The sequence below is a fragment of the Aristophania sp. ESL1100 genome (assembly GCF_058511235.1).
Window position 1 is genome coordinate 240,093 of the sequence record NZ_CP196394.1, and the last position, 20,181, is coordinate 260,273.

General features: G+C 55.4%; 25 protein-coding genes. 8 read left to right on the forward strand and 17 right to left on the reverse strand.

Features of this window, described 5'->3' with window-relative positions:
* The first annotated feature begins 14 nt into the window (after positions 1–14).
* The 4 genes from ACSYSY_RS01130 to ACSYSY_RS01145 all read left to right on the forward strand — a co-directional run bounded on the left by ACSYSY_RS01130 (position 15) and on the right by ACSYSY_RS01145 (position 3,537).
* On the forward strand, positions 15–809 hold the full coding sequence (locus ACSYSY_RS01130; protein ID WP_491707505.1) for a hypothetical protein: 795 nt from the start codon (positions 15–17) through the stop codon (positions 807–809).
* Positions 810–830: 21 nt separating this feature from the next.
* Positions 831–1,427 (forward strand): hypothetical protein, encoded by a 597-nt coding sequence (locus ACSYSY_RS01135; RefSeq protein WP_491707506.1) that lies wholly within the window; start codon positions 831–833, stop codon positions 1,425–1,427.
* A gap of 53 nt (positions 1,428–1,480) precedes the next feature.
* Positions 1,481–2,122: a hypothetical protein gene (locus ACSYSY_RS01140; RefSeq protein WP_491707507.1), complete on the forward strand. Its 642-nt coding sequence runs from the start codon at positions 1,481–1,483 to the stop codon at positions 2,120–2,122.
* An 836-nt stretch (positions 2,123–2,958) separates the two neighbouring features.
* Positions 2,959–3,537, forward strand: coding sequence for a hypothetical protein (locus tag ACSYSY_RS01145; protein WP_491707508.1), 579 nt, complete (start codon positions 2,959–2,961; stop codon positions 3,535–3,537).
* Here the strand turns inward: ACSYSY_RS01145 and ACSYSY_RS01150 are convergent.
* The gene (locus ACSYSY_RS01150) at positions 3,534–4,064 is read right to left on the reverse strand and encodes a phage baseplate assembly protein V (protein WP_491707509.1); all 531 of its coding nucleotides are present in this window, start codon (positions 4,062–4,064) and stop codon (positions 3,534–3,536) included. The two genes, ACSYSY_RS01145 and ACSYSY_RS01150, sit on opposite strands and share 4 nt — an antisense overlap.
* Before the next feature lie 297 nt (positions 4,065–4,361).
* On the opposite strand from ACSYSY_RS01150, the gene ACSYSY_RS01155 reads away from it, so the two are divergent.
* On the forward strand, positions 4,362–4,940 hold the full coding sequence (locus ACSYSY_RS01155) for a hypothetical protein (protein WP_491707510.1): 579 nt from the start codon (positions 4,362–4,364) through the stop codon (positions 4,938–4,940).
* On the opposite strand, the gene ACSYSY_RS01160 is transcribed toward ACSYSY_RS01155, so the two are convergent.
* Positions 4,937–5,224: a hypothetical protein gene (locus ACSYSY_RS01160; protein WP_491707511.1), complete on the reverse strand. Its 288-nt coding sequence runs from the start codon at positions 5,222–5,224 to the stop codon at positions 4,937–4,939. The genes ACSYSY_RS01155 and ACSYSY_RS01160 overlap by 4 nt on opposite strands.
* Positions 5,187–5,435: a phage baseplate assembly protein domain-containing protein gene (locus tag ACSYSY_RS01165; protein WP_491708193.1), complete on the reverse strand. Its 249-nt coding sequence runs from the start codon at positions 5,433–5,435 to the stop codon at positions 5,187–5,189. The genes ACSYSY_RS01160 and ACSYSY_RS01165 overlap by 38 nt, the downstream gene beginning before the upstream one ends.
* 543 nt (positions 5,436–5,978) lie before the next feature.
* Between ACSYSY_RS01165 and ACSYSY_RS01170 the strand changes: the two genes are divergently transcribed.
* Positions 5,979–6,551, forward strand: a complete 573-nt coding sequence (locus ACSYSY_RS01170; RefSeq protein ID WP_491707512.1) for a hypothetical protein — start codon at positions 5,979–5,981, stop codon at positions 6,549–6,551.
* Here ACSYSY_RS01170 and ACSYSY_RS01175 read toward each other — a convergent pair.
* The 14 genes from ACSYSY_RS01175 to ACSYSY_RS01240 form a co-directional block, all read right to left on the reverse strand.
* The gene (locus ACSYSY_RS01175) at positions 6,548–7,087 is read right to left on the reverse strand and encodes a phage baseplate assembly protein V (protein WP_491707513.1); all 540 of its coding nucleotides are present in this window, start codon (positions 7,085–7,087) and stop codon (positions 6,548–6,550) included. The two genes, ACSYSY_RS01170 and ACSYSY_RS01175, sit on opposite strands and share 4 nt — an antisense overlap.
* 5 nt (positions 7,088–7,092) lie before the next feature.
* Complete coding sequence (locus ACSYSY_RS01180) at positions 7,093–8,424, reverse strand: phage baseplate assembly protein (protein ID WP_491707514.1); 1,332 nt, start codon at positions 8,422–8,424, stop codon at positions 7,093–7,095.
* Positions 8,414–9,847, reverse strand: a complete 1,434-nt coding sequence (locus tag ACSYSY_RS01185; protein WP_491707515.1) for a DNA circularization N-terminal domain-containing protein — start codon at positions 9,845–9,847, stop codon at positions 8,414–8,416. Before ACSYSY_RS01185 ends, ACSYSY_RS01180 begins: the two co-directional genes overlap by 11 nt.
* Position 9,848: 1 nt before the next feature.
* Positions 9,849–11,807, reverse strand: a complete 1,959-nt coding sequence (locus tag ACSYSY_RS01190) for a phage tail tape measure protein (RefSeq protein ID WP_491707516.1) — start codon at positions 11,805–11,807, stop codon at positions 9,849–9,851.
* Positions 11,808–11,953: 146 nt separating this feature from the next.
* Positions 11,954–12,343, reverse strand: a complete 390-nt coding sequence (locus ACSYSY_RS01195; RefSeq protein ID WP_491707517.1) for a phage tail assembly protein — start codon at positions 12,341–12,343, stop codon at positions 11,954–11,956.
* The gene (locus ACSYSY_RS01200) at positions 12,343–12,702 is read right to left on the reverse strand and encodes a phage tail tube protein (RefSeq protein WP_491707518.1); all 360 of its coding nucleotides are present in this window, start codon (positions 12,700–12,702) and stop codon (positions 12,343–12,345) included. The genes ACSYSY_RS01195 and ACSYSY_RS01200 overlap by 1 nt, the downstream gene beginning before the upstream one ends.
* A 3-nt stretch (positions 12,703–12,705) precedes the next feature.
* A complete protein-coding gene (locus ACSYSY_RS01205; RefSeq protein WP_491707519.1) occupies positions 12,706–14,196 on the reverse strand; it encodes a phage tail sheath subtilisin-like domain-containing protein in 1,491 nt (496 codons plus the stop codon).
* Positions 14,193–14,450: a hypothetical protein gene (locus tag ACSYSY_RS01210; RefSeq protein ID WP_491707520.1), complete on the reverse strand. Its 258-nt coding sequence runs from the start codon at positions 14,448–14,450 to the stop codon at positions 14,193–14,195. Before ACSYSY_RS01210 ends, ACSYSY_RS01205 begins: the two co-directional genes overlap by 4 nt.
* A complete protein-coding gene (locus ACSYSY_RS01215; protein WP_491707521.1) occupies positions 14,447–15,193 on the reverse strand; it encodes a hypothetical protein in 747 nt (248 codons plus the stop codon). Before ACSYSY_RS01215 ends, ACSYSY_RS01210 begins: the two co-directional genes overlap by 4 nt.
* Positions 15,187–15,609: a gp436 family protein gene (locus tag ACSYSY_RS01220; protein WP_491707522.1), complete on the reverse strand. Its 423-nt coding sequence runs from the start codon at positions 15,607–15,609 to the stop codon at positions 15,187–15,189. Before ACSYSY_RS01220 ends, ACSYSY_RS01215 begins: the two co-directional genes overlap by 7 nt.
* 2 nt (positions 15,610–15,611) lie before the next feature.
* Complete coding sequence (locus tag ACSYSY_RS01225) at positions 15,612–15,842, reverse strand: HI1506-related protein (protein ID WP_491707523.1); 231 nt, start codon at positions 15,840–15,842, stop codon at positions 15,612–15,614.
* Complete coding sequence (locus tag ACSYSY_RS01230; RefSeq protein WP_491707524.1) at positions 15,842–16,798, reverse strand: Mu-like prophage major head subunit gpT family protein; 957 nt, start codon at positions 16,796–16,798, stop codon at positions 15,842–15,844. Before ACSYSY_RS01230 ends, ACSYSY_RS01225 begins: the two co-directional genes overlap by 1 nt.
* Positions 16,799–16,813: 15 nt before the next feature.
* Positions 16,814–17,230: a hypothetical protein gene (locus tag ACSYSY_RS01235; RefSeq protein WP_491707525.1), complete on the reverse strand. Its 417-nt coding sequence runs from the start codon at positions 17,228–17,230 to the stop codon at positions 16,814–16,816.
* Positions 17,230–18,237 carry a phage protease gene (locus ACSYSY_RS01240; protein WP_491707526.1) on the reverse strand — a complete coding sequence of 336 codons (1,008 nt, stop codon included), beginning with the start codon at positions 18,235–18,237 and terminating at the stop codon, positions 17,230–17,232. The genes ACSYSY_RS01235 and ACSYSY_RS01240 overlap by 1 nt, the downstream gene beginning before the upstream one ends.
* Here ACSYSY_RS01240 and ACSYSY_RS01245 point away from each other — a divergent pair.
* Positions 18,222–18,914: a LexA family protein gene (locus ACSYSY_RS01245; protein ID WP_491707527.1), complete on the forward strand. Its 693-nt coding sequence runs from the start codon at positions 18,222–18,224 to the stop codon at positions 18,912–18,914. The two genes, ACSYSY_RS01240 and ACSYSY_RS01245, sit on opposite strands and share 16 nt — an antisense overlap.
* A complete protein-coding gene (locus tag ACSYSY_RS01250; protein ID WP_491707528.1) occupies positions 18,911–20,170 on the forward strand; it encodes a Y-family DNA polymerase in 1,260 nt (419 codons plus the stop codon). The genes ACSYSY_RS01245 and ACSYSY_RS01250 overlap by 4 nt, the downstream gene beginning before the upstream one ends.
* Positions 20,171–20,181 lie beyond the last annotated feature (11 nt).

The window sequence follows — 20,181 nt, forward strand, 5'->3', positions numbered from 1 at the left end:
AGGGGCGGGATTTTATGGCGTTGAAAGTAAGGTCTTTTGTCAGGGCGGCCCGTGATATCGTCTCAGGGGTGCTTCTTATCTGGTTGGTGCGCTTTTTATTTGCGGTTATACGCCCTTCGCACCGGCTGGAGGAAGAGGAACGCGCCCTCCTTGAGAAGGAAAAGCGAAGGGAGATCCGCCGGAGCGGGACGGCCAGACTCATCATTGCGGCCCTGTCCGTCGCTCTGGTCGCCCTCATGGTGCCGGCGGTCTTAAATCTCGAACAGCTCTATGGCAGTGCCAATAAGGGATATAAACCCCTTCATAACAGCCATTTTGAAGAGGATTTCAAAAAAGCCGGAAAAGCCTCTTCAATCGAGGCTCTTTCCATGGAGGGGGATTCAGAGCCTGTAGGCAATGGTGACAGGGGCTATCTTTACCTGGCGGCCACCCAGCTTTTTAAGGTCTGCCCACGCCTGGCAGAAATAACGGGGCCCCACCCACAGGTGACGGTCTATTATTATGGCAATAAGGCCCCTCATGGATGGATGGGCACAAACGCCTATTTCGGCCTGATGGTCACGTTACCGGCGGGGAGCGAGGCAAAAATTCCCGCCCGTTACGCCGGTAGCGCCTTCCCGGAATTCGGGCTTCTCGGCGGGGACAGGCCCGGTATTCTGGCACTGAGGGCCCTCCCACGATGGCTTTGCAATAAAGAGGATTCCTTCTCGGATTATGACCTCGTCCAGCGCCATAAAAGGGACGGGATTGCTTATGAGCATATGATGACATTCATCCCGCTCACACTCCTCGTGCCTGGTCGTTCCTAGAGACAGAAGAAAGGAGGATCTATGAGAGAAAGCCAGAGCGGGAAAAAGCGTCATAAGGCGGTCATCTCTGCGCTGACGGGGGCTGTGATCGTCATGGGGCTGGTGGTGCTTGTCACCTCATTTGAGGTGCAGAAGCAGCATCAGAGAGACGCCGCTATCAAACGCCTACTGCCCAGATTTTCATCGCTTCTCGGTCGGACGTATCTGGGGCGTCTTGAGGGGCAAAGCCCGGGCGAGCGGCGTCTTAAAACACAGAATGCGGCACTCGCGTTCCTGCGGGCCTGCCCGGGCATTCTTGAGAGGGCCACCCCGGCGGACCGGTTTGCCCTTCAGGATGCCTCTCCGGTTTATATGGGGGGGAAAGTCCGTTATCTTCTGTCGGCCCGGTTGGATCATCTTGCAAAAAAGGGTGAGCATCTGGCTTTTCCGTCCGATCATGTCCGGGTGACATTTGGCCTGAATGGGGGAAAAAAGCCTGAGCTGGTCATGTTCTCCGAACTGGCATGGATCTGCAAGAAGGGCGGTAAAGCCCCACCTCAGGAGAGCGGGACATCCTCTGAGGCACAGAAAGACACGCTTGTCATTGTGCCTCTCGATGCCCCTCCCTATAGTTTTTAAGACCCTCATGAAAACAGTGTTCGCGTTTATAGTAAAGAACAGGGGGAAGCTGTATGACTGGTGAGAAAAAAGGGGCGAAGCGTCTGGTTATTCTTTCCGCGCTGGGTGTCGTCGCCCTGTCACTCTTTACATGTTTGTTCGCGTTTATAGAGAATTCGGCGATAGAGAAAAAACATCGTGAAGAAAACGCGAACAGACTTCTTCGTGAGGCCAATTTTCATTATATCCCGAAAGAATATTGGCCCCCTTTGAAAGTGGCTGTTGCGTCTTTACTGAAAACCTGTCCCCGAATTTCGGAAATTGCCACCCATAGAGAGACCCTGGATGTGGTCTATTACCCCGGTACCTGGTGGGGGGGCGTGCGTTTTATGGTCCAGCTCGTGTTGACCCCGGAGAGTAAAGCAGCACTCCCGGCCCGCCTGCAAAAGGAAGTCCCCCCGAATTTCGGGCTGATGGGCGGGGAAAAGCCAGGGCTGTATATTTTCAGGCCCGTAGGGCTCTGGCTCTGTAATGTGCCCAGTCAGATCACCATGAACGAAATTCTAACCGCTCTTATCAAGCAAACAAAACCCCTCAAGGATATGATGCATTTCATCCCGCTGAAAGACGTGCCGCCCAACAGCTTTGAGGGAAATCTTTTCACCCAGCCCCCCTTCGGTCTGCACATCGTCATGAAAAACTCTGAAGGGGAGTGAAACGACGGGAAGAAACATTTCAGTCGTTACGCTTCTTTTAGGAACACCAACACCCCGCTTTCGACACGATCTCGGCCCTTTTCTCGGACGGGGCCATTCTCTTTCAGATGGTTTCCAAATATGTTTCCCAGGAGGTTGTGTTTACGTTTTTATAGTGTGAACGTGAATTACTGACCACTACAGGCATAATAGGGGTGCGTACCGGTTCGCATTTGTAAGATTAATCCCTGCTTGTTCACGAATGTTGCATTTTATTCGCGTTTGTGTTTGTCCAGCGCGCAGATTGACATCAATTTGCTGTTCGCGGTCACGATCGTAAACAGAGTTTACAATTCCACGCGATATTTGCGAACGGATTATGTGCATAACGTTCCTAATGTTCACGTTTTTAGAATCTCCAGCTTCTCCCGCTCCGGCCGTTCGAGACAGACCATGCGACCGCGCCAATCAGCATATCGCCATCCACGCCGCTGCGAGGTTGGGTAGGGGGGCAAATAGTTTCCAAATGTGTTTCCCAGGAGGTTGTGTTCACGCTTTTATATTACAAACGTGAATTACCGACCGCCGCAGGCATGATAGGGGGCAAGCCAGTTCGCATTTGTAAGATCAACTCTTGTTTGTTCACGAATGTTGTAATCTTGTTTTCGTTTGTGAGCATGTTCTTGGTTATGTTCAGGTAAATAGTCTGAAATTATTCTTTAAAAACAATATTCGCGTTTATAGTTTACAAATATAAACACATCTCATCATATCAGTAACTTTGTCTTGTTAGATAAAATGATGTATAATAGGGGTATGGGCAAGAATATCCTAGGTAAAGTGCGGGAGAGTGTTTTATGATTGGTGAGAACACGAAGGGGAGGCGGGTGCTTGTTCGCGTTTGTTTCATTGCGATTGCCTTGTCTTTCATTGTGCTTTTGTTCACGTTTGTGGTGAGTTCCCGGGCGGAGAAAAAAGAACATTCAGAAAACGCGAACAGGTTGTTATCGACGATCAAGTACAATTATACGCCAAAAGAGAACTGGCCGGCCTTAAAAGTGGCGGCGGCGGCTCTTTTGAAAAGATGTCCGAAAATTCTGGACGTTGCCACACATGGTGAGCAATTGTCTTTTAGTTATTACCCTAATGGCTGGGGGGGGGTAGGTGCGCGTTTTGAACTTCATTTCCTGTTGGAACCTGAGAGTGAAAAAGCGCTTCCCGCTCGTCTGTTAGATGAGCCTTATCCAAATTTTGGTCTGGTTGGCGGCGAAAAACCCGGGGCTTTTATGTTCAGGCCATTATCGCTCTGGTTCTGTGATGTGCCGAATGATATGACGATTGATGAAATTATTCAGGCTCATGAGAAAAAGGGCATTCCGTTTGAGGAGATGACGCATTTCATCCCCCTCAAGGACATTCCCCCCAATAGTTTCTAAGACGGTCCTCCCGTGCTGCCGTTTCCGGGTTGGACGCCGCTATGGGTGTGGCTGTTGAGGGAGACTTTGGCCGTCACATCGCCACCCGCATGGATGGTGCCTGAGACGGTGAGGTTTCCTGTAACCGACACGCCTGATTGGTCCACCGTCATAACAGGCGTGCCTTTTACCTGCACCATCAAAGACGTTACGACATCGATTTCAGCCACAACACCATCTTTAAAAAGCAGCCTCTGTCCTGCCGCGTCGTAAAGAACACTTTCCCCCTCTTTCAAATCCCCCATTCTCGCCGCTGCAGGGTTGGAAGGGGGGAGGGCGATCAGGTCGGCGGGGTCTGCGCCGGTGCTGACCAGATGGGTCACCGCCCCGTCAACGGGAACGTGAGAGGAAAACCCGAACGGAAAGTGAACAGGAATTCGCGTTTGTGTTTGTCCGGCGCGCAGATTGACATCAATTTTCTGTTCGCGATCACGATCGTAAACAGAGTTTACAATTCCACGCGATATTTGCGAACGAATTATGTGCATAACGTTCCTAATGTTCACGTTTTTAGAATCTCCTGATGATCCGTTACCTTACTTCAAGGCTGGTCCAGTGCTCAAAAACCTGCCCTTCAATCAGACCAGGCGGTCCCGCTCAGGGAGAGTATTGTTAGTGGGGATAGATTGTTCGCGAATGTGTTGATTGTATTCGCGTTTGTAGTAGTGTCATTCACAAATATAAACAGTGTAGTGGTGTCTTATATATTTTGTCTTGTTAGATAAAATGATGTATAATAGGGGTATGGGCAAGAATATCCTAGGTAAAGTGCGGGAGAGTGTTTTATGATTGGTGAGAACACGAAGGGGAGGCGGATGCTTGTTCGCGTTTGTTTCATTGCGATTGCCTTGTCTTTCATTGTGATTTTGTTCACGTTTGTGGTGAGTTCCCGGGCGGAGAAAAAAGAACATGCAGAAAACGCGAACAGGATGTTATCGACGATTGATTTTAGTGATGTGCCAAAGGAGAGCTGGGCGCCCCTGAAGGTAGCGGCGGCGGCTCTTCTGAAAAGATGTCCGAAAATTCTGGACGTGGCCACACATGGTGAGCAATTATCTTTCATCTATTTCTCTGATGGCTGGGGGGGGGTAGGTGCGCATTTTGAACTCCATTTCCTGTTGAAACCTGAAAGTAAAAAAGCGCTTCCCAATCGTTTGTCTCTTGAGCCTTATCCTGAATTCGGTCTGCTTGGAAATGAAAAACCCGGAGTTTTTATATTGGACCCATTATCGCTTTGGCTCTGTGATGTGCCAAACGATATGACGATGGATCAGGTCATTGAAGCTCATGAGAAAAAGGGGATTCCTTTTCAGGAGATGACGCATTTCATCCCCTTAAAGGACATTCCGCCCAATAGTTTCTAAGACGGCCCTCCCGTGCTGCCGTTTCCGGGTTGCACGCCGCCATGAGTGTGGCTGTTGAGGGAGACTTTGGCCGTTACATCGCCGCCGGCATGGATGGTGCCGGAGACGGTGAGGTTTCCTGTAATGGAGGCCCCGTTCTGGTCCACTGTCATAACAGGTGCGCCTTTTACTTGCACCATCAAAGACGTTACGACATCGATTTCAGCCACGACACCATCTTTAAAGAGCAATCTCTGCCCCGCCGCATCATAAAGCACGCTTTCCCCCTCTTTCAGATCCCCCATTCTCGCCGCTGCGGGGTTGGAGGGGGGGGAGGGCGATGAGATCGGCGGGGTCGGCGCCGGTGCTGACCAGATGGGTCACCGCCCCGTCAACGGGAACGTGAGAGGAAAACCCGAACGGAAAGTGAACAGGAATTCGCGTTTGTGTTTGTCCGGCACGCAGATTGACATCAATTTGCTGTTCGCGGTCACGATCGTAAACAGAGTTTACAATTCAACGCGATATTTGCGAACGAATTATGTGCATAACGTTCCTAATGTTCACGTTTTTAGAATCTCCAGCTTCTTCCGCTCCGGCCGTTCGAGACAGACCATGTAACCGCGCCAATCAGCATATCGCCATCCACGCTGTTGCGGGGTTGGGTAGGGGGGCAAATAGTTTCCAAATGTGTTTCTCAGGAGGTTGTATTCACGTTTTTAGGTTACAAATGTGAATTGTCGATCACTAAGGGCATGATAGGGGTGCGTGTTAGTTCTCATTTGTAAGATCAACTCTTGTTTGTTCACGAATGTTGAAATTCTGTTTTTGTTTGTGAACAGTGGCTGTGCCTGTTTGGGGTAATAGTTCTTATAATTCTGTCGATCAGCTCAATTTCAGGTAAATCGTCTAAAATTATTCTTTAAAAACAATGTTCGCGGTTATAGTTTACAAATATAAACACATCTCATTATATCAGTAACTTTGTCTTTTCTGATAAAATGATGTATAATCGGTGAAGAGATCCTGATATCCTAGGTAAAGTGCGGGAGAGTCTTTATGGTTGCTTATAATCTCAAGACGCAACGTATGCTTATGCGTGTTATAGTGGTATTGGTCGCGATATGTGTCATTCTGTTCGCGTTTGTAGCGAGTTCCATAAGCCAGGAAAGGCAGAGGGCAGAAAACGCGAACAGAATGTTGGCGACGATTGAGTACAATTATACGCCGAAAGAGAACTGGCCGGCCCTGAAGGTGGCGGCGGCGGCTCTTCTGAAAAGATGTCCGAAAATTCTGGATGTTGCCACGCATGGTGAGAAATTGTCTTTTAGTTATTTCTCTGATGGTTGGGGGGGGGTAGGTGCCCGTTTTGAGCTGGCTATCCTGTTGGAACCTGAGAGTAAAAAAGCGCTGCCCGCCCGTTTGTCAAATGAGCCTTATCCAAATTTTGGTCTGGTTGGCGGCGAAAAACCCGGGGCTTTTATGTTCAGGCCTTTATCGCTTTGGCTCTGTGATGTGCCGAATGATATGACGATTGATGAAATTATTCAGGCTCATGAGAAAAAGGGCATTCCGTTTGAGGAGATGACGCATTTCATCCCCTTAAAGGATATCCCGCCCAATAGTTTCTAAGACGGCCCTCCTGTGCTGCCGTTTCCGGGTTGCACGCCGCTATGGGTGTGGCTGTTGAGGGAGACTTTGGCTGTTACATCGCCGCCTGCATGGATGGTGCCGGAGACGGTGAGGTTTCCTGTAACCGACACGCCTGACTGATTCACTGTCATAACAGGTGCGCCTTTTACCTGCACCATCAAAGACGTTACGACATCGATTTCAGCCACAACACCATCTTTAAAAAGCAGCCTCTGCCCTGCGGCATCATAAAGCACGCTTTCCCCCTCTTTCAAATCCCCCATTCTCGCCGCTGCGGGATTGGAAGGGGGGAGGGCGATGAGGTCGGCGGGGTCTGCGCCGGTGCTGACCAGATGGGTCACCGCCCCGTCAACGGGAACGTGAGAGGAAAACCCGAATGGAAAGTGAACAGGAATTCGCGTTTGTGTTTGTCCAGCGCGCAGATTGACATCAATTTGCTGTTCGCGGTCACGATCGTAAACAGAGTTTACAATTCCACGCGATATTTGCGAACGGATTATGTGCATAACGTCCATGATGTTCACGTTTTTAGAATCTCCAGATTATCCGTTACTGTGACACGGGGCCTGCGCCAGCTTCTCCCGCTCCGGCGGGCAATCTGGCCTTTCTGGGGGGTATGGTCCTCCAGCCCTGTCAGGTCATAGGCATCCGGCGGGACGACGGAAATGCGCGTTTCGCACCGCCCGTTCGAGACAGACCATGTGACCGCGCCAATCAGCATATCGCCATCCACGCCGCAAATATCATCTTTGACCCGAACGAGCTGATTGGGCCGCCAGAGGGTCTGGTTCTTTGTCAGCAGGCGCGGCACATTATAGACACGCCCCGCACTCCGGGCGCGCCCGGTCCGCATCCGCCAGGCGGCCTGGTCATCCAGGCTATAAGGCTGGTCCGCTGTGCGGGGCGGGGTGGGGGCCTGGGTTGGCGGGCTCTTTTTATGCCAGCCAGCCCGCGGCGTGGCCTGAGATTGTTGCAGGATCGTTCCAAGATCAGCCCCGCTATGGGAAATCTGCTGCGCGCCCCGGCTGGTCGTTCCGGAAACGTAAACTTTTGGCCGGTAGCGCCCGACTTTTTCATCATAACAATAACCAAAGGCGCAGGCCGCCTGTTTTTCATGGGCGGTATGGCCTGTGGTCAGAGGGCGGCTCCCCGCTGCGGCCTGGGTGGAAAGCGCACTTTGCGTGCCGCGCTGCTCCGGCGCGCCCTGGGCCTTGACGATATGGTCCGAGAAATTCTGCTTCAATTGCTCCTCAAACTGCACCACATTCCCGCCGGGAAAGGTCAGATCCTCATCAGCACGGCTCCGGCCCGGTTTGGTGAGCAGAATGTTGCCAAGCCCGTCCGATGTGACCAGCACACCGCGCTGGCGGCTCTGTTTTTCAATCGCATCCAGCACGGAGCTCCCCGCCTCAAAGGCCACAACCTCAAAAGGCGCGCCCGTATCGACCACCCTTTTGACGCTCAGACCATAGGGATTGGCCAGTGAGCCAATGACGGTTTCGAGCCGGACATGGTCCATCCGGCCGGGCCCCTCAGGCTGGGCCGTGCAGTCAACGAGGTCACCGGCAAGATCGCGCCCCGATATTGTTACGGAAAGGGAATGGTCATCCCCGCGGGAATTCACCGCCTCAATCCAGCCTTTAAGGACCGGGAAATCAGCAATGTAAATCTGCACCGAGGCCCCAAGCCCCGGCCGCTCTCCCGCTTTCGGCGGGAAGGAGAGGGCAAGCTCCGCGCGGAAGATCCCGGCCAGATTGCCAAGATCCATCCCCACTTCAAGGCTGGTCCAGTGCTCAAAAACCTGCCCTTCAATCAGAAGCCGGGCATGGCTCTTCGGGGTTTCAGAGGCCATGAGTGACCTCCAGCATTTCAATCAGACCGGGCTGGATCAGGGCTGGGTGGCGAATATGGTTGCGCAGAACGGCATCATCAAAGATCGTCTGCACATTGCGGTTATCATCCCCCTCCATCGCATAACAGAGCGCCCAGAGCGACGCCGTCGCGGCAACCGGCACTTCAAGAACCTGCGGCAGGCTGCCAATGCGGCTATTGGCATCAGCAATCAGCCCGGCCCTCAGAGCGCGTGCCACGCTGAACAACCCTCCCAGTGCCTGCCCACCATCCGCCTGGGCATTATGGTGCATGGCAGCCTGTTCAATCAGGCCGATCAGCCCGTCAATGGCAGCGACAATCTGGTCGCGTGCCTGTTCGGCCTCCTGATTGCTGGTAAAGTCAGACGCCGCCCAGCTGGAGGCCAGCTGGCTGATCGCAAAAGCCTGCGCCGCACTGCTCAGTGAGAGCATCGTGCCCGGAATGGTGCTGACTTCCGCCAGGCCGGATGCGGTCGCGCCAATGGCCTGGGTGGCGGTGAGGAGCAGTTTCGTCGCGGTCTGGCCCGTGACTTTTTCTGTTCCACCAGCATCGTCGGTAAGCGGGGTGGGGTCGGCAATGGGTGATTGATCCGGCTCCGTAATGGCTGAGGCAATGGCAGCGGGCATCCCGGACAGGACGTCCCCCACCTGTCCGGCATAATCAGGTTGGGCCGGTGACACCCCCTGAGAGGCCTGGGTGAGGACAGGGGCAATCGCACTTTGAACGGGTTCCGGCGCGCTGATGGTCACAGAGTCATAAATCCCCTGACATTGGGAGACCAGCGAGCTCACCCCGTTCACCGCTGCCAGCGGCATGGAGGCGGTGGAAAGCACGGAAGAGATCATGCTCTGGGCCTGGTCCATCAAATCATCGGCTTTTTCCAGAACGTGATTGACCGTGTCATTAATGCGGGCAAACAGCCCCTTTTTGGCCGGTGGGTCCGGGTCGCGCACCAGCTCGACCTGAAAGGTGGTGCAGCGAATGGCATTTTCACGGAACTGGAAACTGGCCGGGCGGACCAGCCGCACCTTGAGATTGCCCCACCAGGGGTGAACCAGCGTCACTTTTCCGGTCTTCATCAGGGCCGTGCGCATCCGCCTGGTGCGGATCACATAATCATCGCCCACAATCACGCCATTGAGCGATAGAGGCGTGTCAATGGCGCCGAAATCCTGAAAGAGCTGTTTCGTGGGGTCCTGATCGGGAAAGAGGATGCGGTTGATGCGCCGGCCAGCCTGCTCTCGTGAGTCAATGATGGAGAAGGAAATGCCGGCAAGCGTGCTCTGCTGGGTAAAGCGGGCAAAAAGCCCCCCACCCAGCCCGCTGCCCAGCTGAGAGATCTCCGGCCCGGCAAGGCCGCCCAGACCCTGAGTGTCGAGAAGGGGTGAATCGAGTAAGGACATGTCAGGCTCTCCCCATCATGGCGCCATAATCAATCATGACGGCTGGATCAGAGGAACGGCCCGTGGCCTTCAGGCCCTTTTCTGTTTCAATCATGATTTTAACATTATAATCCTGCGCTCCTGCCGCTGCCCCCATCTGGAAAGGAAGCGGTTGGGCAAGGGCATCTTCCGGCCCGGATTGGCCGGCAAAAAGGGACTTGCCGAAGGGATCTCCCGGCTTGGGGGGAGCGGGAAGAGGGGGCGGGGCCGGCAGGGGGGCTTCAGGCTTGGCAGGCGTGCTGTTGCCAAATTGCAGAAAGCTCGGGAGCTTGGAGTTCACATAATGGAAGAAATTGCTGATTTCGTCGCCAATCGCGTGAAAAAAGTTCCTGAATGACGCGCAATGTTGCCAGAGTTCGTAAATCCCGAGCGCTATTGCGGCAACAGCGGCAATGATAATAGCCACGACCGCTTCAAAAGGGATCCCCAATGTGGCAAGGGCTCCGACGGCAATTTCCACAAGGCTGGCCCCCCATCTCAGCACGCGTATCAGGCGAGCAAAAGTGCCGCCAAAGAATTTTGCAATGCCGGACAGGCCGGAAAAGAGGAACTTTAATACCTTGAAGCCTGTCGTGAGGACAAAGAGCCCCGTCCCCATCGCAAGGATGGCTGTGGTGCACCGACCAAAGCGCTGGTTCAGATAGAGCAGACCATCACTTACCTTGTTAAGACAGACTGTTGCACCATCCAGGAGCGGAACGGCGCTATCCCCGACGATCCGGGCAAAGCGTGAGACGGCCTCATTGAAACGATTGACACTCGCTGATTGCGTGTTCTGATTCTGACTGAAAGCCTGATTGAAGGAGGCAGAAGAGGCCGAGGCGGCTGTCTGGTGAATTTTGTTAAACTGATCTAAATTACCGAGGACGCTCGTTAACGTCCCCGGGTTGATTTTATCACCGGGCCCGGCGGCCGTGGCCAGGAATTTCTCTTTATTCGAGGATTTGTCATAGCCTTCCTTGAGAAGTTTCAAAGCCTCTTCAACCGGGTTTTTCCCCTGGTTCCGGGCCTGTTGCATGAAATGACCATAATCAGCGTCTGATGTGGGGACGAGCTTGCTCCAATTTGCCGGCCCTTTGGTGGAGAGGAGTGTGTTCAGATAGGCGGTGGCTTGATCAAATTTGGCCTGATTGTGATTTGTGACATTTCTCAAGGCAGAAAGGGTGGTGGCCAGATCATTGAGCCCTTCCCGCCCCTGGAACTTCTCGCCCTGTGGTGTGGCAAGCAATTTCTCAAGCAGGGGTACCATGTCTGTGACTGAGAAACCACCCAGTCTTGCTGTATCATTAATTGCCGCCATGGCGCCTTGCGTCCCGGCCTGGTCGGTAATGCCCAGAGAGTTGTGGAGCATCAGGGCGGCTTTGGCAGCGATGTCCGGAGAGACATTATAAGCTGTGGCAGCCTGGGCACTGAGCTCAAGGGTGCGGTTCAGATCAGACTGGCTGGTGCCGCCCTTGATCAGCGTTTCCGGCAGGCTGGCAAGCGTCTCACTTAACTGGCCGGTCGTGGCAGAGAGTTTTTCAATATTGATTTTTTCATCCTGCACAAATTTGTCCAGAATGCTGCCGGCCAGCCCGATCTGTTCACCAGCCGAGCGGAGGGTCTTGTCAAATTCGCTGGATTTATCGAGCGGGCTCAAGGCTTCGAGTTTCTGGCCGATCGTGCCCAGTGTATCCTTGACCTTGTCAGCCTGCTCTTCCAGCTTTTTGTGGGCGTCCTTTTTCCCCTTATCCTCGCTGGAAGACGAGCTCGAAGAGGAGCCCGAAACTCCCTTGAGCTTATCCGATGTTTTATCGATGAGGTCGTTCAGCTTCCCGGCACTTTTCGTGAATTTATCCAGGATTTTTTCCAAAGGGTCCGTGACCGTCCGTATCAGGCTGTCCTCATCGCCGGTCATACTTCCTGTCAGGGTTGTGGCCATGGCTTAATCCTCTGTATGTTTTCCCTGTTTGAGGGCTATCGTCACATAGTCATTCTGTGCTGCGGTCCAGAAGGCGAGCTCGCGCCGGGTCAGGGCGCGGAGGTCGCTGCGGTTGAACCGCAGCGTGTTGGCGAGAGCAGCCAGCCTTACAGGCCAGTCTTCTCCCCATCGTCCAAAAAAAGGGCCATGATTTTCTGGCAGCGCACATAGTCACGCGCACTCATGGCACGCAGGAGTTTTTCCCCCACCAGTCCTTTATGGCCCGTGCAGCGCTGCAACATGTCGAGCGAGGTTTTTGCCGTGACCCCGCTTGTGCTGCTGTCAATCAGATCGCCCGCTGTCAGTTCACGAAAAACCAGTTCAGAGAGCTCTTTGGGCGCACCACCCTGCATCTCGAGCGAGACAGGGCGGGCAAGAACGTAGCGGATGGAGCCATCTTCCAGCGCCTCAGCCCCGGGAGGGAGCTGTTCAGCTCCCATCCCTTCTCTTGTGACGCCTTCTGGCATTAATTCGCCTGACATTATGTCTTTGGACATTATTTAACTTCCTGCCATGTGTTGAAGGTAAAGGTCACGCTGGTGGCCTTGCCGCCGGCGGCCCATTCAGGCTGGTCGCGCACATACGCATCTGAAATGACGATCGTTGCGCCAAGATCTGTCTGGAGCTGAAGCTCGCCTTCACCCAGGGACGGGTCAAAGTCATTGAGCGACATGTCGCCTGTCAGATTGACATTCACCTTGACCTGCCCGCCCTGATATTCAGAGGAGCGGAGCGTGCGGAAATTGGCGTGAACGTCGTTATTTTTGACCCCGCTCAGTTTGACCGAGGAGCTTTTATCAGTATCGTACTGTTTGCCACGCCAGAAAAAGCGGATAATGCCGAGTGTCTGTGCCATGTCTTACACCTGTAATTGCAGAGAGTTTGCCAGGACAATCAGGCTGCCCATTGGCTTGATCGGAAGGAAGGAATCAACGCGGGAGCGGTCTTCAGCGTTGCGTTCAAAGCGTGCCTGCGCGCCCAGAGTGGCGACATCGTCAATCCAGCCCTGTTTCTGGTAAAGCAGGCATTGCGCAATCCATGAGGCCTTGAGTGTCCGGCATGTGACAACGCCGTCCGCATCGGCAAGCGGGCTGTCATCATCGGCCAGCTTGGCGCGGTTATAGACCTCATTGACGTAGCTGTTCCACTCATAGCGGATGCGCGCGGCAATAGCGGGGATCATTACGTCCCACACACCAGTAGCCTGCCCTGTTTTAGGGTCTTTTGTGCGGGTTGTAATCACGCGCTCCAGCGTTATGGTGCCGTCACTCTGGATATTGACCGTCGAGCAGCCATTCTGGAGCAGGACAGAGCGCTGCGTCTGTGAAAACTGGTCAATCGGTTCAGGGCCGAGATTGGTCAGGGTATTGAGCGGCAGAGTGCGCAGCTGGCGGGCCGGGTCATTTGTGAGGGACTGGGCAACCTGTGCTGCCACTGCCGCACTGACCTGCCAGGGGCAGGCACGCGCTTTATAAAGGGGGATGTAGATCCCGTCGTCAGAGGTGGCGACGCTGCCCTTATCTCTTATGGCCTGGCCCAGTGTGGAGCAATCTGAATAATAGACGCGCATGTCCTTGGCCACCATGGCCTCCTTGCGCCGTTTTGCCTCGGCAGCAAGTGTCAATGTTGTGCTGTCATCTGTGCCTGCGTAAATCAGGTCTGTGTACCATGTTTCTCCCAGAGCGAGCAGGGCATCATCAACCGGGAAGATGCCCGCTCCGCCCTCCATGGGGTAAATCAGGATGCTGATGCCGGAAATCATGTTATTGTTGGCAGTGTCATAGCCGAGATTAACGGCATTCCAACATTCGCCTGCTTCACCAGCTGTGATGATGACCTGGTTGTTGTTGTCATCCGATCCCTGCTCGATCAGCAAGCCTGTCCGGGCAAATTCGGAATTTGCCTTGGCTGCCGCTACCATATTGGCCGCAACTGTGGGGGCCTCATCACCCTGTTTCACAGGCCAGCTGACGCGCACACCGCCAAGGAGTGCGACGGCTGTTCCGTCAGAGAGGACCGTGCCTGAGAATGCGAAGGACCCCTTGGCTGTACCGATATTGGCATCAGGCACGGCAACGCCGATGGCATCCACACTCATGGTCGGGTTTTCCGTAAGGAACGCACGGATTGTCTGTGTCAGGATAGAGCCGATACCATAAAGTGCTTCCGCCTGGCCAATCGTGATATATTCCTGCAACTGATTGGAAAGGTCCTTATTGCTGGTCGGGCCGATAATGACCGCCCTGAGTGGCATCCCCAACAGGGAGCCCGGAGCGGGGGTGGAGCTGATTTCGGTATAGGAGCCGGGAACAGGCCACTCGCCTGGAATTTCCTGAAACATGACGCTCATGATGTGTGATCCTCTTTTGAAGATGCCGCTGATGGTGTTGATGCCGGTGTTGAAGGTGCCGGGTTCGATGGTGTTGAAGGGGCCGGTGTTGAAGAGGCGGGTTCGTTTACGACGACCAGATCGCCCACACGCAGGGCGCGGGCCCAATAGGGGTCATGGCGATTGACCTTGAAGGGCCCTTTGGGCACCTCCAGGCATTGGGGGGTGACCATGCGCCGTCCTTCCCCGGTTTTGACCAGAATCATGTCATTCATTCTTTGTCTCCTTTCTGTGCAGGGGCGGGAAATGTTGTTTCAATCCGGCTTGCCTGCGTGATGAAATCCTCCAGCAGGGCCCGCGTTTCCGCATTGCCCAGGCTGACCCCGTGAAAGACCAGCTCCGCCCAGATGATGGCACTGCGCTCATCAAACCAGTCGGGTGTGGGGGGGATGTTGAGGTTACGGACGCAGCATGTGCCAATGCCCGGAACGCGCCAGTTATGCAGCCCGCCCGCCAGAGCGGCCATCACACCTGTGATGCCGATCCCGCGCAGCTGGCCTGTGCCGAGGTAAAGCTCTTCCCCTGTGGCCTGGGTGAGCATCACCCAGAGCGGAAATGAGACATTCCCCCGGAAAGTCGCCCCCGTCAGCTCAGGGCTGTGCCAGTTGCCAAACCCCATCGCGACGGTCGCACCATTTTTGGCCAGAGCCTGCCAGGTCGTCTTGCCCGGATTGGAGGGCAGGATCGTATGGGCAAAAATGCTCTCGGGCAGCAGCGCCTTGAGGCGTGCCTGCACGGCCTTGAAAAGCTCTGCCAGCACGTCGCCTTTCAGAATGGCCTCAGGATAGCCTTGCGGGGTGAGGTCATTCTGTGTTGTCGGGTCCGCCGGATTTGTGTCGGCCGCTGTTGTGCCTGTCGCTGTGTCCGCCGGTGTTGTATCTTCCGGTGTTCCAGCGGCCGTTGTAGCGGCGGGTGTATCCACCGTTGTATTGGCGGGCTGTGTTGTGTCTCCTACCATAGGGTTTCAGCCTTCAGTTCGGCGGGTCTGCCGGCAATGCGCGACCAGCCCTGACGGAATTCAGCAATCAGCTGGGCGTCCAGCGTGGCGCGGCCGCAACCGAGGTCATTCAGCCAGTTCATGGCGTCCTGCCAGCCGGATCTGATCTGCTCGGAGGGGATGTTGTCGCCCCCCGTGGCAAGGTCAAAGCGGGCCAGCTGGCAGCAGATCCGCACCAATATGGGCGTCACCGGGCTGACGGGCAGCCGGTAGCGGCGCTGGAGGTAGCTGTCCATCAGGGCTGAAACGTCTGAGAGCACCTGATTCACGCGCGCCTCATCAAGGGTCGTGCGGGGCACGTCGAGATCAGGGTTGGTGGCGGCGATTTCGCTGCGCCCGTAACGGGCAATCAGGTCATTCAGTGTCGCATAGGCCATGGTTAGCAGACCTCAATGATCGTCAGTTCAGATTCACCTTTCAGGGCGTCAAGCTGCTCGTCACTCAGTTCATGGCGCGGCCAGAGCTTTACCCTTTCATGGGTGAGGCCTGCGCGTCTGAAGCCGGGTGTCGCACAGATGATCAGGACAGAGCCGGGGGGAATGTCCTGCGGGCCGGAAGCGGTGAGGCGCTGCACCCTCTGCGGGGTGCGTGTGTCGTCTGAGCGGCTCATCAGTCATTCACCGCCAGCGTGTTGAGATACGGGCAGACCACCAGCTTGACCGTGCCTGCCCAGGGGTTGGAGCCTGTGACATAGGTCTTGTTGTCAGGGGCCAATGTGGGCAGGAAGTCCTTTTCCACCAGCTGGCGTGCCGGCCCTTCGAGCGAGGCGGGGACGTAAAGCGTGTCTGGCCGTGTGTTGTAAGGGGTTCCGTCGCGGCGATACTGGGCCTGCATCTGGCTGATCGCCGTGCCCAGATTTTCCGCTGTGAGCGGGGCTGTGGAGCGCAGGGCAAAATTATGCAGACCGAAGCCAGCGGCGCAGCGGCCATCAGCCCCCCAGACGAATTCATTGCCGTTAAAGACATTTTCCTGCGTCAGCTGGGTGCGGGCCTGAATGGTAAAGGGGCGCCGGCGCTGAAAGATCATGGGTTTCAAAGGCTGTCTGGTATTGAAGAGGTACCAGGCGGGCACCGCACCCTCGCCATTACCGGGGCGCAGAATATTGGAGAAAACCGTTTCCTGGCCGTTCTGGTCATGGGCCTCATGGTCGGTATCGAAGAAATATTGCCCGTCGAGGCCTTTCTGTTTATGGCCATTTTCCAGCAATTCAAACACCAGCTTGTCAGGCAGGCTGGCTGCGTCCGAGGCGAGCTGGAGCGTCACGGGGGTGAGAAAGCCGAGCCGGTCATCCTCAATATCCTCACGGCGGATGGAAAAGCTCTGCTCAAAGGTCTTGTTGCGGATGGTCATGCGCCCGTCCGCACCGATGCGGTGGATGATGCGCTGGCCCAGCCATTCACGAAAGCCCGGCAGCTCCAGCAGGCGGGGATAGACCTCTTCCCCTGCCGAGGAAGGGACATCGAGCGTGAAGGGTTTATAATGCGTATCGATCGTCTGGATGTATTTATTGAAGGCCAGATTGATACGCGCGGTCAGGGCGTTGATTTTACCGATTGAAATATCCATGATTCACCTTCTTTCTCAGGAAATCAGCACGTAGGCGTCTCCGCCCTCAATGCCGGCGAGTGTGCCGATTTTCAGCCTTGTCGGGGGTTGCTGGTCGTCTGAGCCCTTGCCGAGAGAGGCGGTCTCATCATCAAGCGCGTACACGTCCTGCCCGATCGAGGACCAATCAGGTTTTGTATCGAAAGGCAGGGCATAACAGCCCTTGCAGACCAGCAGGCCCTCACTCCCGCATTCACTCCCGCGGGAGGCAATGCCCACACAGGCAATGATGGGAGAGGGGGTGTTGGTGGCGCCGACGGGCACGATGGTCCCATCCTGGCACACAGCACTCAGCGCGCCGCGATAGAGCGTAAAGCCCTGTGCGACGTCATGGGCGAATTCAGGGGCGTGGGGGACGTTCTTTTCAGAAAGAACACGGTCCTGTTTGAGCATCAGAGCAATCCTCCTGCTTTCAGATCGGCCTCTGTCAGGCCGAGGGCTTCATCAATGGATTTGAGCGACCGTGCGTCCACTCCGACGTAAGACCCTGTGAGGGCGGGCGTTGTGGGCGCACCGTGCAGGCTTGTGGTAGGCGCAGAGGGGGCGTCCGGCAGGCTGGCAATGATGTTGCGGGCCAGCTCCGGATTGGTGACGAAAAGGGCGATGAGCTGGGTTTTGAGCGCGTCGGTAATGACTTTCTTCCGGCCGGCCTGCTCGATAAAGCGTTCACCGGTCATTCTGGCATTGCTGGCTTTCAGCGCCTCGAGCTCTTCCTGAAGGCTCTGCTCGGAAGCGGCGTGAAGAGTGAGCTGCTCCTGGCGCGCCCTGAGATGGGAGAGGATGGTTTCGTCAGAGGCCGTGGCGTCAAGCCCGGCAAGCTCTGCGGCTCTGGCGTGAAGGGTGATGTGGCTTCGGGCCGCGTCCAGAACCGTGTTGATGGCTGCCTCGTCAGACCCGGCCGGCAGGCCAAGGCGCGAGCAGAGTGCCGAAAGTGGATACGCCAACGCATCCTCCTCTATCTGTTGTGAATGAAGGGTTGTGAGCCTGAGATCGGGGTTATTGGTCAGGGCCGCCCGCAGGATCTGCAGAACCGTGCCGTCCGGCCGGGTTTTCAATGCCGGGGAGATGGCGCGGTAGGCGTGGTCCTCCATCGCGGTCCGGCCTCGCCGGGTCCAGGCCACCTGTCCCCAGATCCCGTCTGGGCGGACTTCCATCGCGGTGATCCACCCCATGGCAGGAGAGGCTTTGCCGCGCGGGGCGGCGAGGTCCGTGCTGTGATTTTCATCAAGCACAATCTTGCCGCTCTTGAGCGAGCGCTCAATAATGGAAGGGAGATCCTCTGCGCGGTAGGTCTTCGACCCGCCAAGCGCTGGGAAGGAACCCGAGGGAAGCACATGCACCCACTCAGGCACAGCGCCGCTCTTCTGCTCAGGCAAGGGGAGTAATGTCATCTCGCTCATACAGGGCAGAATGCGCCGCTCCCTCCCTTTACGTCAGGGGCCGGAACCATCCCCCTTTCAGGTGGGGCGCTGCCGGGGTGAGGATGTGTCTTTTTTCGGGGACCGTTTTTCTGCCCGCAGAGCGTTTAGCCACCCCCCGCCGCATAAATCCCCCATCCGACACTCCCGGACGCCCCCAGCCCCGTTCGAAATTGTTTGAAGCGCGTTTGAAAAATGAGGGGGGGAGGGAAAAGAGTCACAATATTGATATTTTCAGGTCCCGATCCTATCTTTCTTCTGAAATGAAAGACGAGTTTGCACATCACGACTATCAGGGCGACCAGACGACGGGTTTTGCCTCGCCCGCGCAGGATTACATTGAAAATACCATAGACCTTTCAGATACGCTGGAGCTCCGCAGGCCGAGCCGTTATCTGATGCGTGTTGAAGGCGATGATCTGGCCTACCGCCATATCCAGCATGGTGATATTCTCATTATCGAGACCGATGCCCGGCCGAAATCCGGCGGGATTGCTGTCGCCAGTGTCGCCAATGAATTTCTGGTGGGAGAGATCAGACAGGCCGGGCAGGACTGGTTTCTGGTCTCGGCTCAGACGGGCCGGTCGGTCTGTCTGACTGAGAATGAAGAGGCAACGCTCTGGGGTATGGTGGTCAGCCTGGTGCGTGAGGCGGTATGAAGCCGGTTTTCGGGTTGATTGACGGCAATAACTTCTATTGTTCCTGTGAGAAGGTTTTTGCCCCGGAGCTGCGCGATAAAGCTGTGGTGGTGCTGAGCAATAATGACAGCTGTTCCATCTCCCGCTCAGCTGAGGCCAAGGCGCTGGGGATTAAAATGGGGGAGCCCTATCATCTTTGCCGCAACCGGCCGGAGCTTTCATCTGTGCGCTGGTTTTCCAGCAATTATGTGCTTTATGGTGATATGTCACGGCGCGTTTTCCTCGGTCTGGGGGAGCGTCTGCCCAGGGTTGAGCCCTATAGCATTGATGAAATGTTTCTCGATCTGAGCGGAATGGACAATCTTGCAGAATTATGCCGCTCTGTAAGGGACGATATTTTCACCATCACAAAAATTCCGACCTGCATAGGCTGGGGCCCGACGAAAACCCTTGCCAAACTGGCCAATGACCTCGCCAAGAAAACCCCCCATCTGCAAGGGATCTGTGACCTGACCGATGAGGCCGTGCGGGCGGACTGGTTTGCGAAGCTGGAGGTGGGCGAGGTCTGGGGCATAGGGCGGAAAAACCAGGAAAAACTGAGGGCTCATGGTGTTTTGACCATCGCCGATTTCCTGGCCATGCCGCCGCCTCTCGTGGGGCGGCTCCTCTCCAGCCAGGGCAGGAAGGTCCAGCTTGAGCTGCAGGGGGTCTCCTGTGCGGAGCTCAAGGAACGCTCCTCTCCCAGAAAATCCATTACGACATCAAAATCATTTGGCAGGGCGATTACGCAATGGAAGGAAATGCGCGAGGCCATTGCCGCTTATGCCACCCGTGCGGCTGAAAAACTGCGCGCTGAAAATCTGGAGGCGGGGTATCTTTCGGTCTTCATTCAGACCAACCGTCATAATAAAGACCCCTATTATGCCAATCAGAGAGGGGCGGCCATTGAACCCACCAGTGATACCACCCTGCTGATTTCAGAAGCGCTGCGTCTGGTAAAGCCGATCTGGAAACATGGCTACCGCTATAACAAGGCTGGCATATTGCTCGATGATCTGACAGCAGCGTCCAGCACGAAAAGTCTTTTCAGCGCCCATAATGATGAAAAGAGGCGCGTGCTCATGCAGTCTCTCGACAGGCTGAATGCCCGTTACGGCCGCGGAACAATACGGTCCTCCTCAGTCCCCGCCACCCCCCTCTGGACCGCCCGCAACACCATGCGCTCCCCTCGCTACACAACCCATATCAGGGAGATCCCCACCGTCAGAACCTTCTAAAAGGGGGGGGG

Bases quoted from the DNA above. Each gene is read 5' to 3' on its own strand.
- ACSYSY_RS01130 (WP_491707505.1), top strand. From the start codon at position 15: ATGGCGTTGAAAGTAAGGTCTTTTGTCAGGGCGGCCCGTGATATCGTC.
- ACSYSY_RS01135 (WP_491707506.1), top strand. From the start codon at position 831: ATGAGAGAAAGCCAGAGCGGGAAAAAGCGTCATAAGGCGGTCATCTCT.
- ACSYSY_RS01140 (WP_491707507.1), top strand. From the start codon at position 1,481: ATGACTGGTGAGAAAAAAGGGGCGAAGCGTCTGGTTATTCTTTCCGCG.
- ACSYSY_RS01145 (WP_491707508.1), top strand. From the start codon at position 2,959: ATGATTGGTGAGAACACGAAGGGGAGGCGGGTGCTTGTTCGCGTTTGT.
- ACSYSY_RS01150 (WP_491707509.1), bottom strand. From the start codon at position 4,064: ATGCACATAATTCGTTCGCAAATATCGCGTGGAATTGTAAACTCTGTT.
- ACSYSY_RS01155 (WP_491707510.1), top strand. From the start codon at position 4,362: ATGATTGGTGAGAACACGAAGGGGAGGCGGATGCTTGTTCGCGTTTGT.
- ACSYSY_RS01160 (WP_491707511.1), bottom strand. From the start codon at position 5,224: ATGGGGGATCTGAAAGAGGGGGAAAGCGTGCTTTATGATGCGGCGGGG.
- ACSYSY_RS01170 (WP_491707512.1), top strand. From the start codon at position 5,979: ATGGTTGCTTATAATCTCAAGACGCAACGTATGCTTATGCGTGTTATA.
- ACSYSY_RS01175 (WP_491707513.1), bottom strand. From the start codon at position 7,087: ATGGACGTTATGCACATAATCCGTTCGCAAATATCGCGTGGAATTGTA.
- ACSYSY_RS01180 (WP_491707514.1), bottom strand. From the start codon at position 8,424: ATGGCCTCTGAAACCCCGAAGAGCCATGCCCGGCTTCTGATTGAAGGG.
- ACSYSY_RS01185 (WP_491707515.1), bottom strand. From the start codon at position 9,847: ATGTCCTTACTCGATTCACCCCTTCTCGACACTCAGGGTCTGGGCGGC.
- ACSYSY_RS01190 (WP_491707516.1), bottom strand. From the start codon at position 11,807: ATGGCCACAACCCTGACAGGAAGTATGACCGGCGATGAGGACAGCCTG.
- ACSYSY_RS01195 (WP_491707517.1), bottom strand. From the start codon at position 12,343: ATGTCCAAAGACATAATGTCAGGCGAATTAATGCCAGAAGGCGTCACA.
- ACSYSY_RS01200 (WP_491707518.1), bottom strand. From the start codon at position 12,702: ATGGCACAGACACTCGGCATTATCCGCTTTTTCTGGCGTGGCAAACAG.
- ACSYSY_RS01205 (WP_491707519.1), bottom strand. From the start codon at position 14,196: ATGAGCGTCATGTTTCAGGAAATTCCAGGCGAGTGGCCTGTTCCCGGC.
- ACSYSY_RS01210 (WP_491707520.1), bottom strand. From the start codon at position 14,450: ATGAATGACATGATTCTGGTCAAAACCGGGGAAGGACGGCGCATGGTC.
- ACSYSY_RS01215 (WP_491707521.1), bottom strand. From the start codon at position 15,193: ATGGTAGGAGACACAACACAGCCCGCCAATACAACGGTGGATACACCC.
- ACSYSY_RS01220 (WP_491707522.1), bottom strand. From the start codon at position 15,609: ATGGCCTATGCGACACTGAATGACCTGATTGCCCGTTACGGGCGCAGC.
- ACSYSY_RS01225 (WP_491707523.1), bottom strand. From the start codon at position 15,842: ATGAGCCGCTCAGACGACACACGCACCCCGCAGAGGGTGCAGCGCCTC.
- ACSYSY_RS01230 (WP_491707524.1), bottom strand. From the start codon at position 16,798: ATGGATATTTCAATCGGTAAAATCAACGCCCTGACCGCGCGTATCAAT.
- ACSYSY_RS01235 (WP_491707525.1), bottom strand. From the start codon at position 17,230: ATGCTCAAACAGGACCGTGTTCTTTCTGAAAAGAACGTCCCCCACGCC.
- ACSYSY_RS01245 (WP_491707527.1), top strand. From the start codon at position 18,222: ATGTCATCTCGCTCATACAGGGCAGAATGCGCCGCTCCCTCCCTTTAC.
- ACSYSY_RS01240 (WP_491707526.1), bottom strand. From the start codon at position 18,237: ATGAGCGAGATGACATTACTCCCCTTGCCTGAGCAGAAGAGCGGCGCT.
- ACSYSY_RS01250 (WP_491707528.1), top strand. From the start codon at position 18,911: ATGAAGCCGGTTTTCGGGTTGATTGACGGCAATAACTTCTATTGTTCC.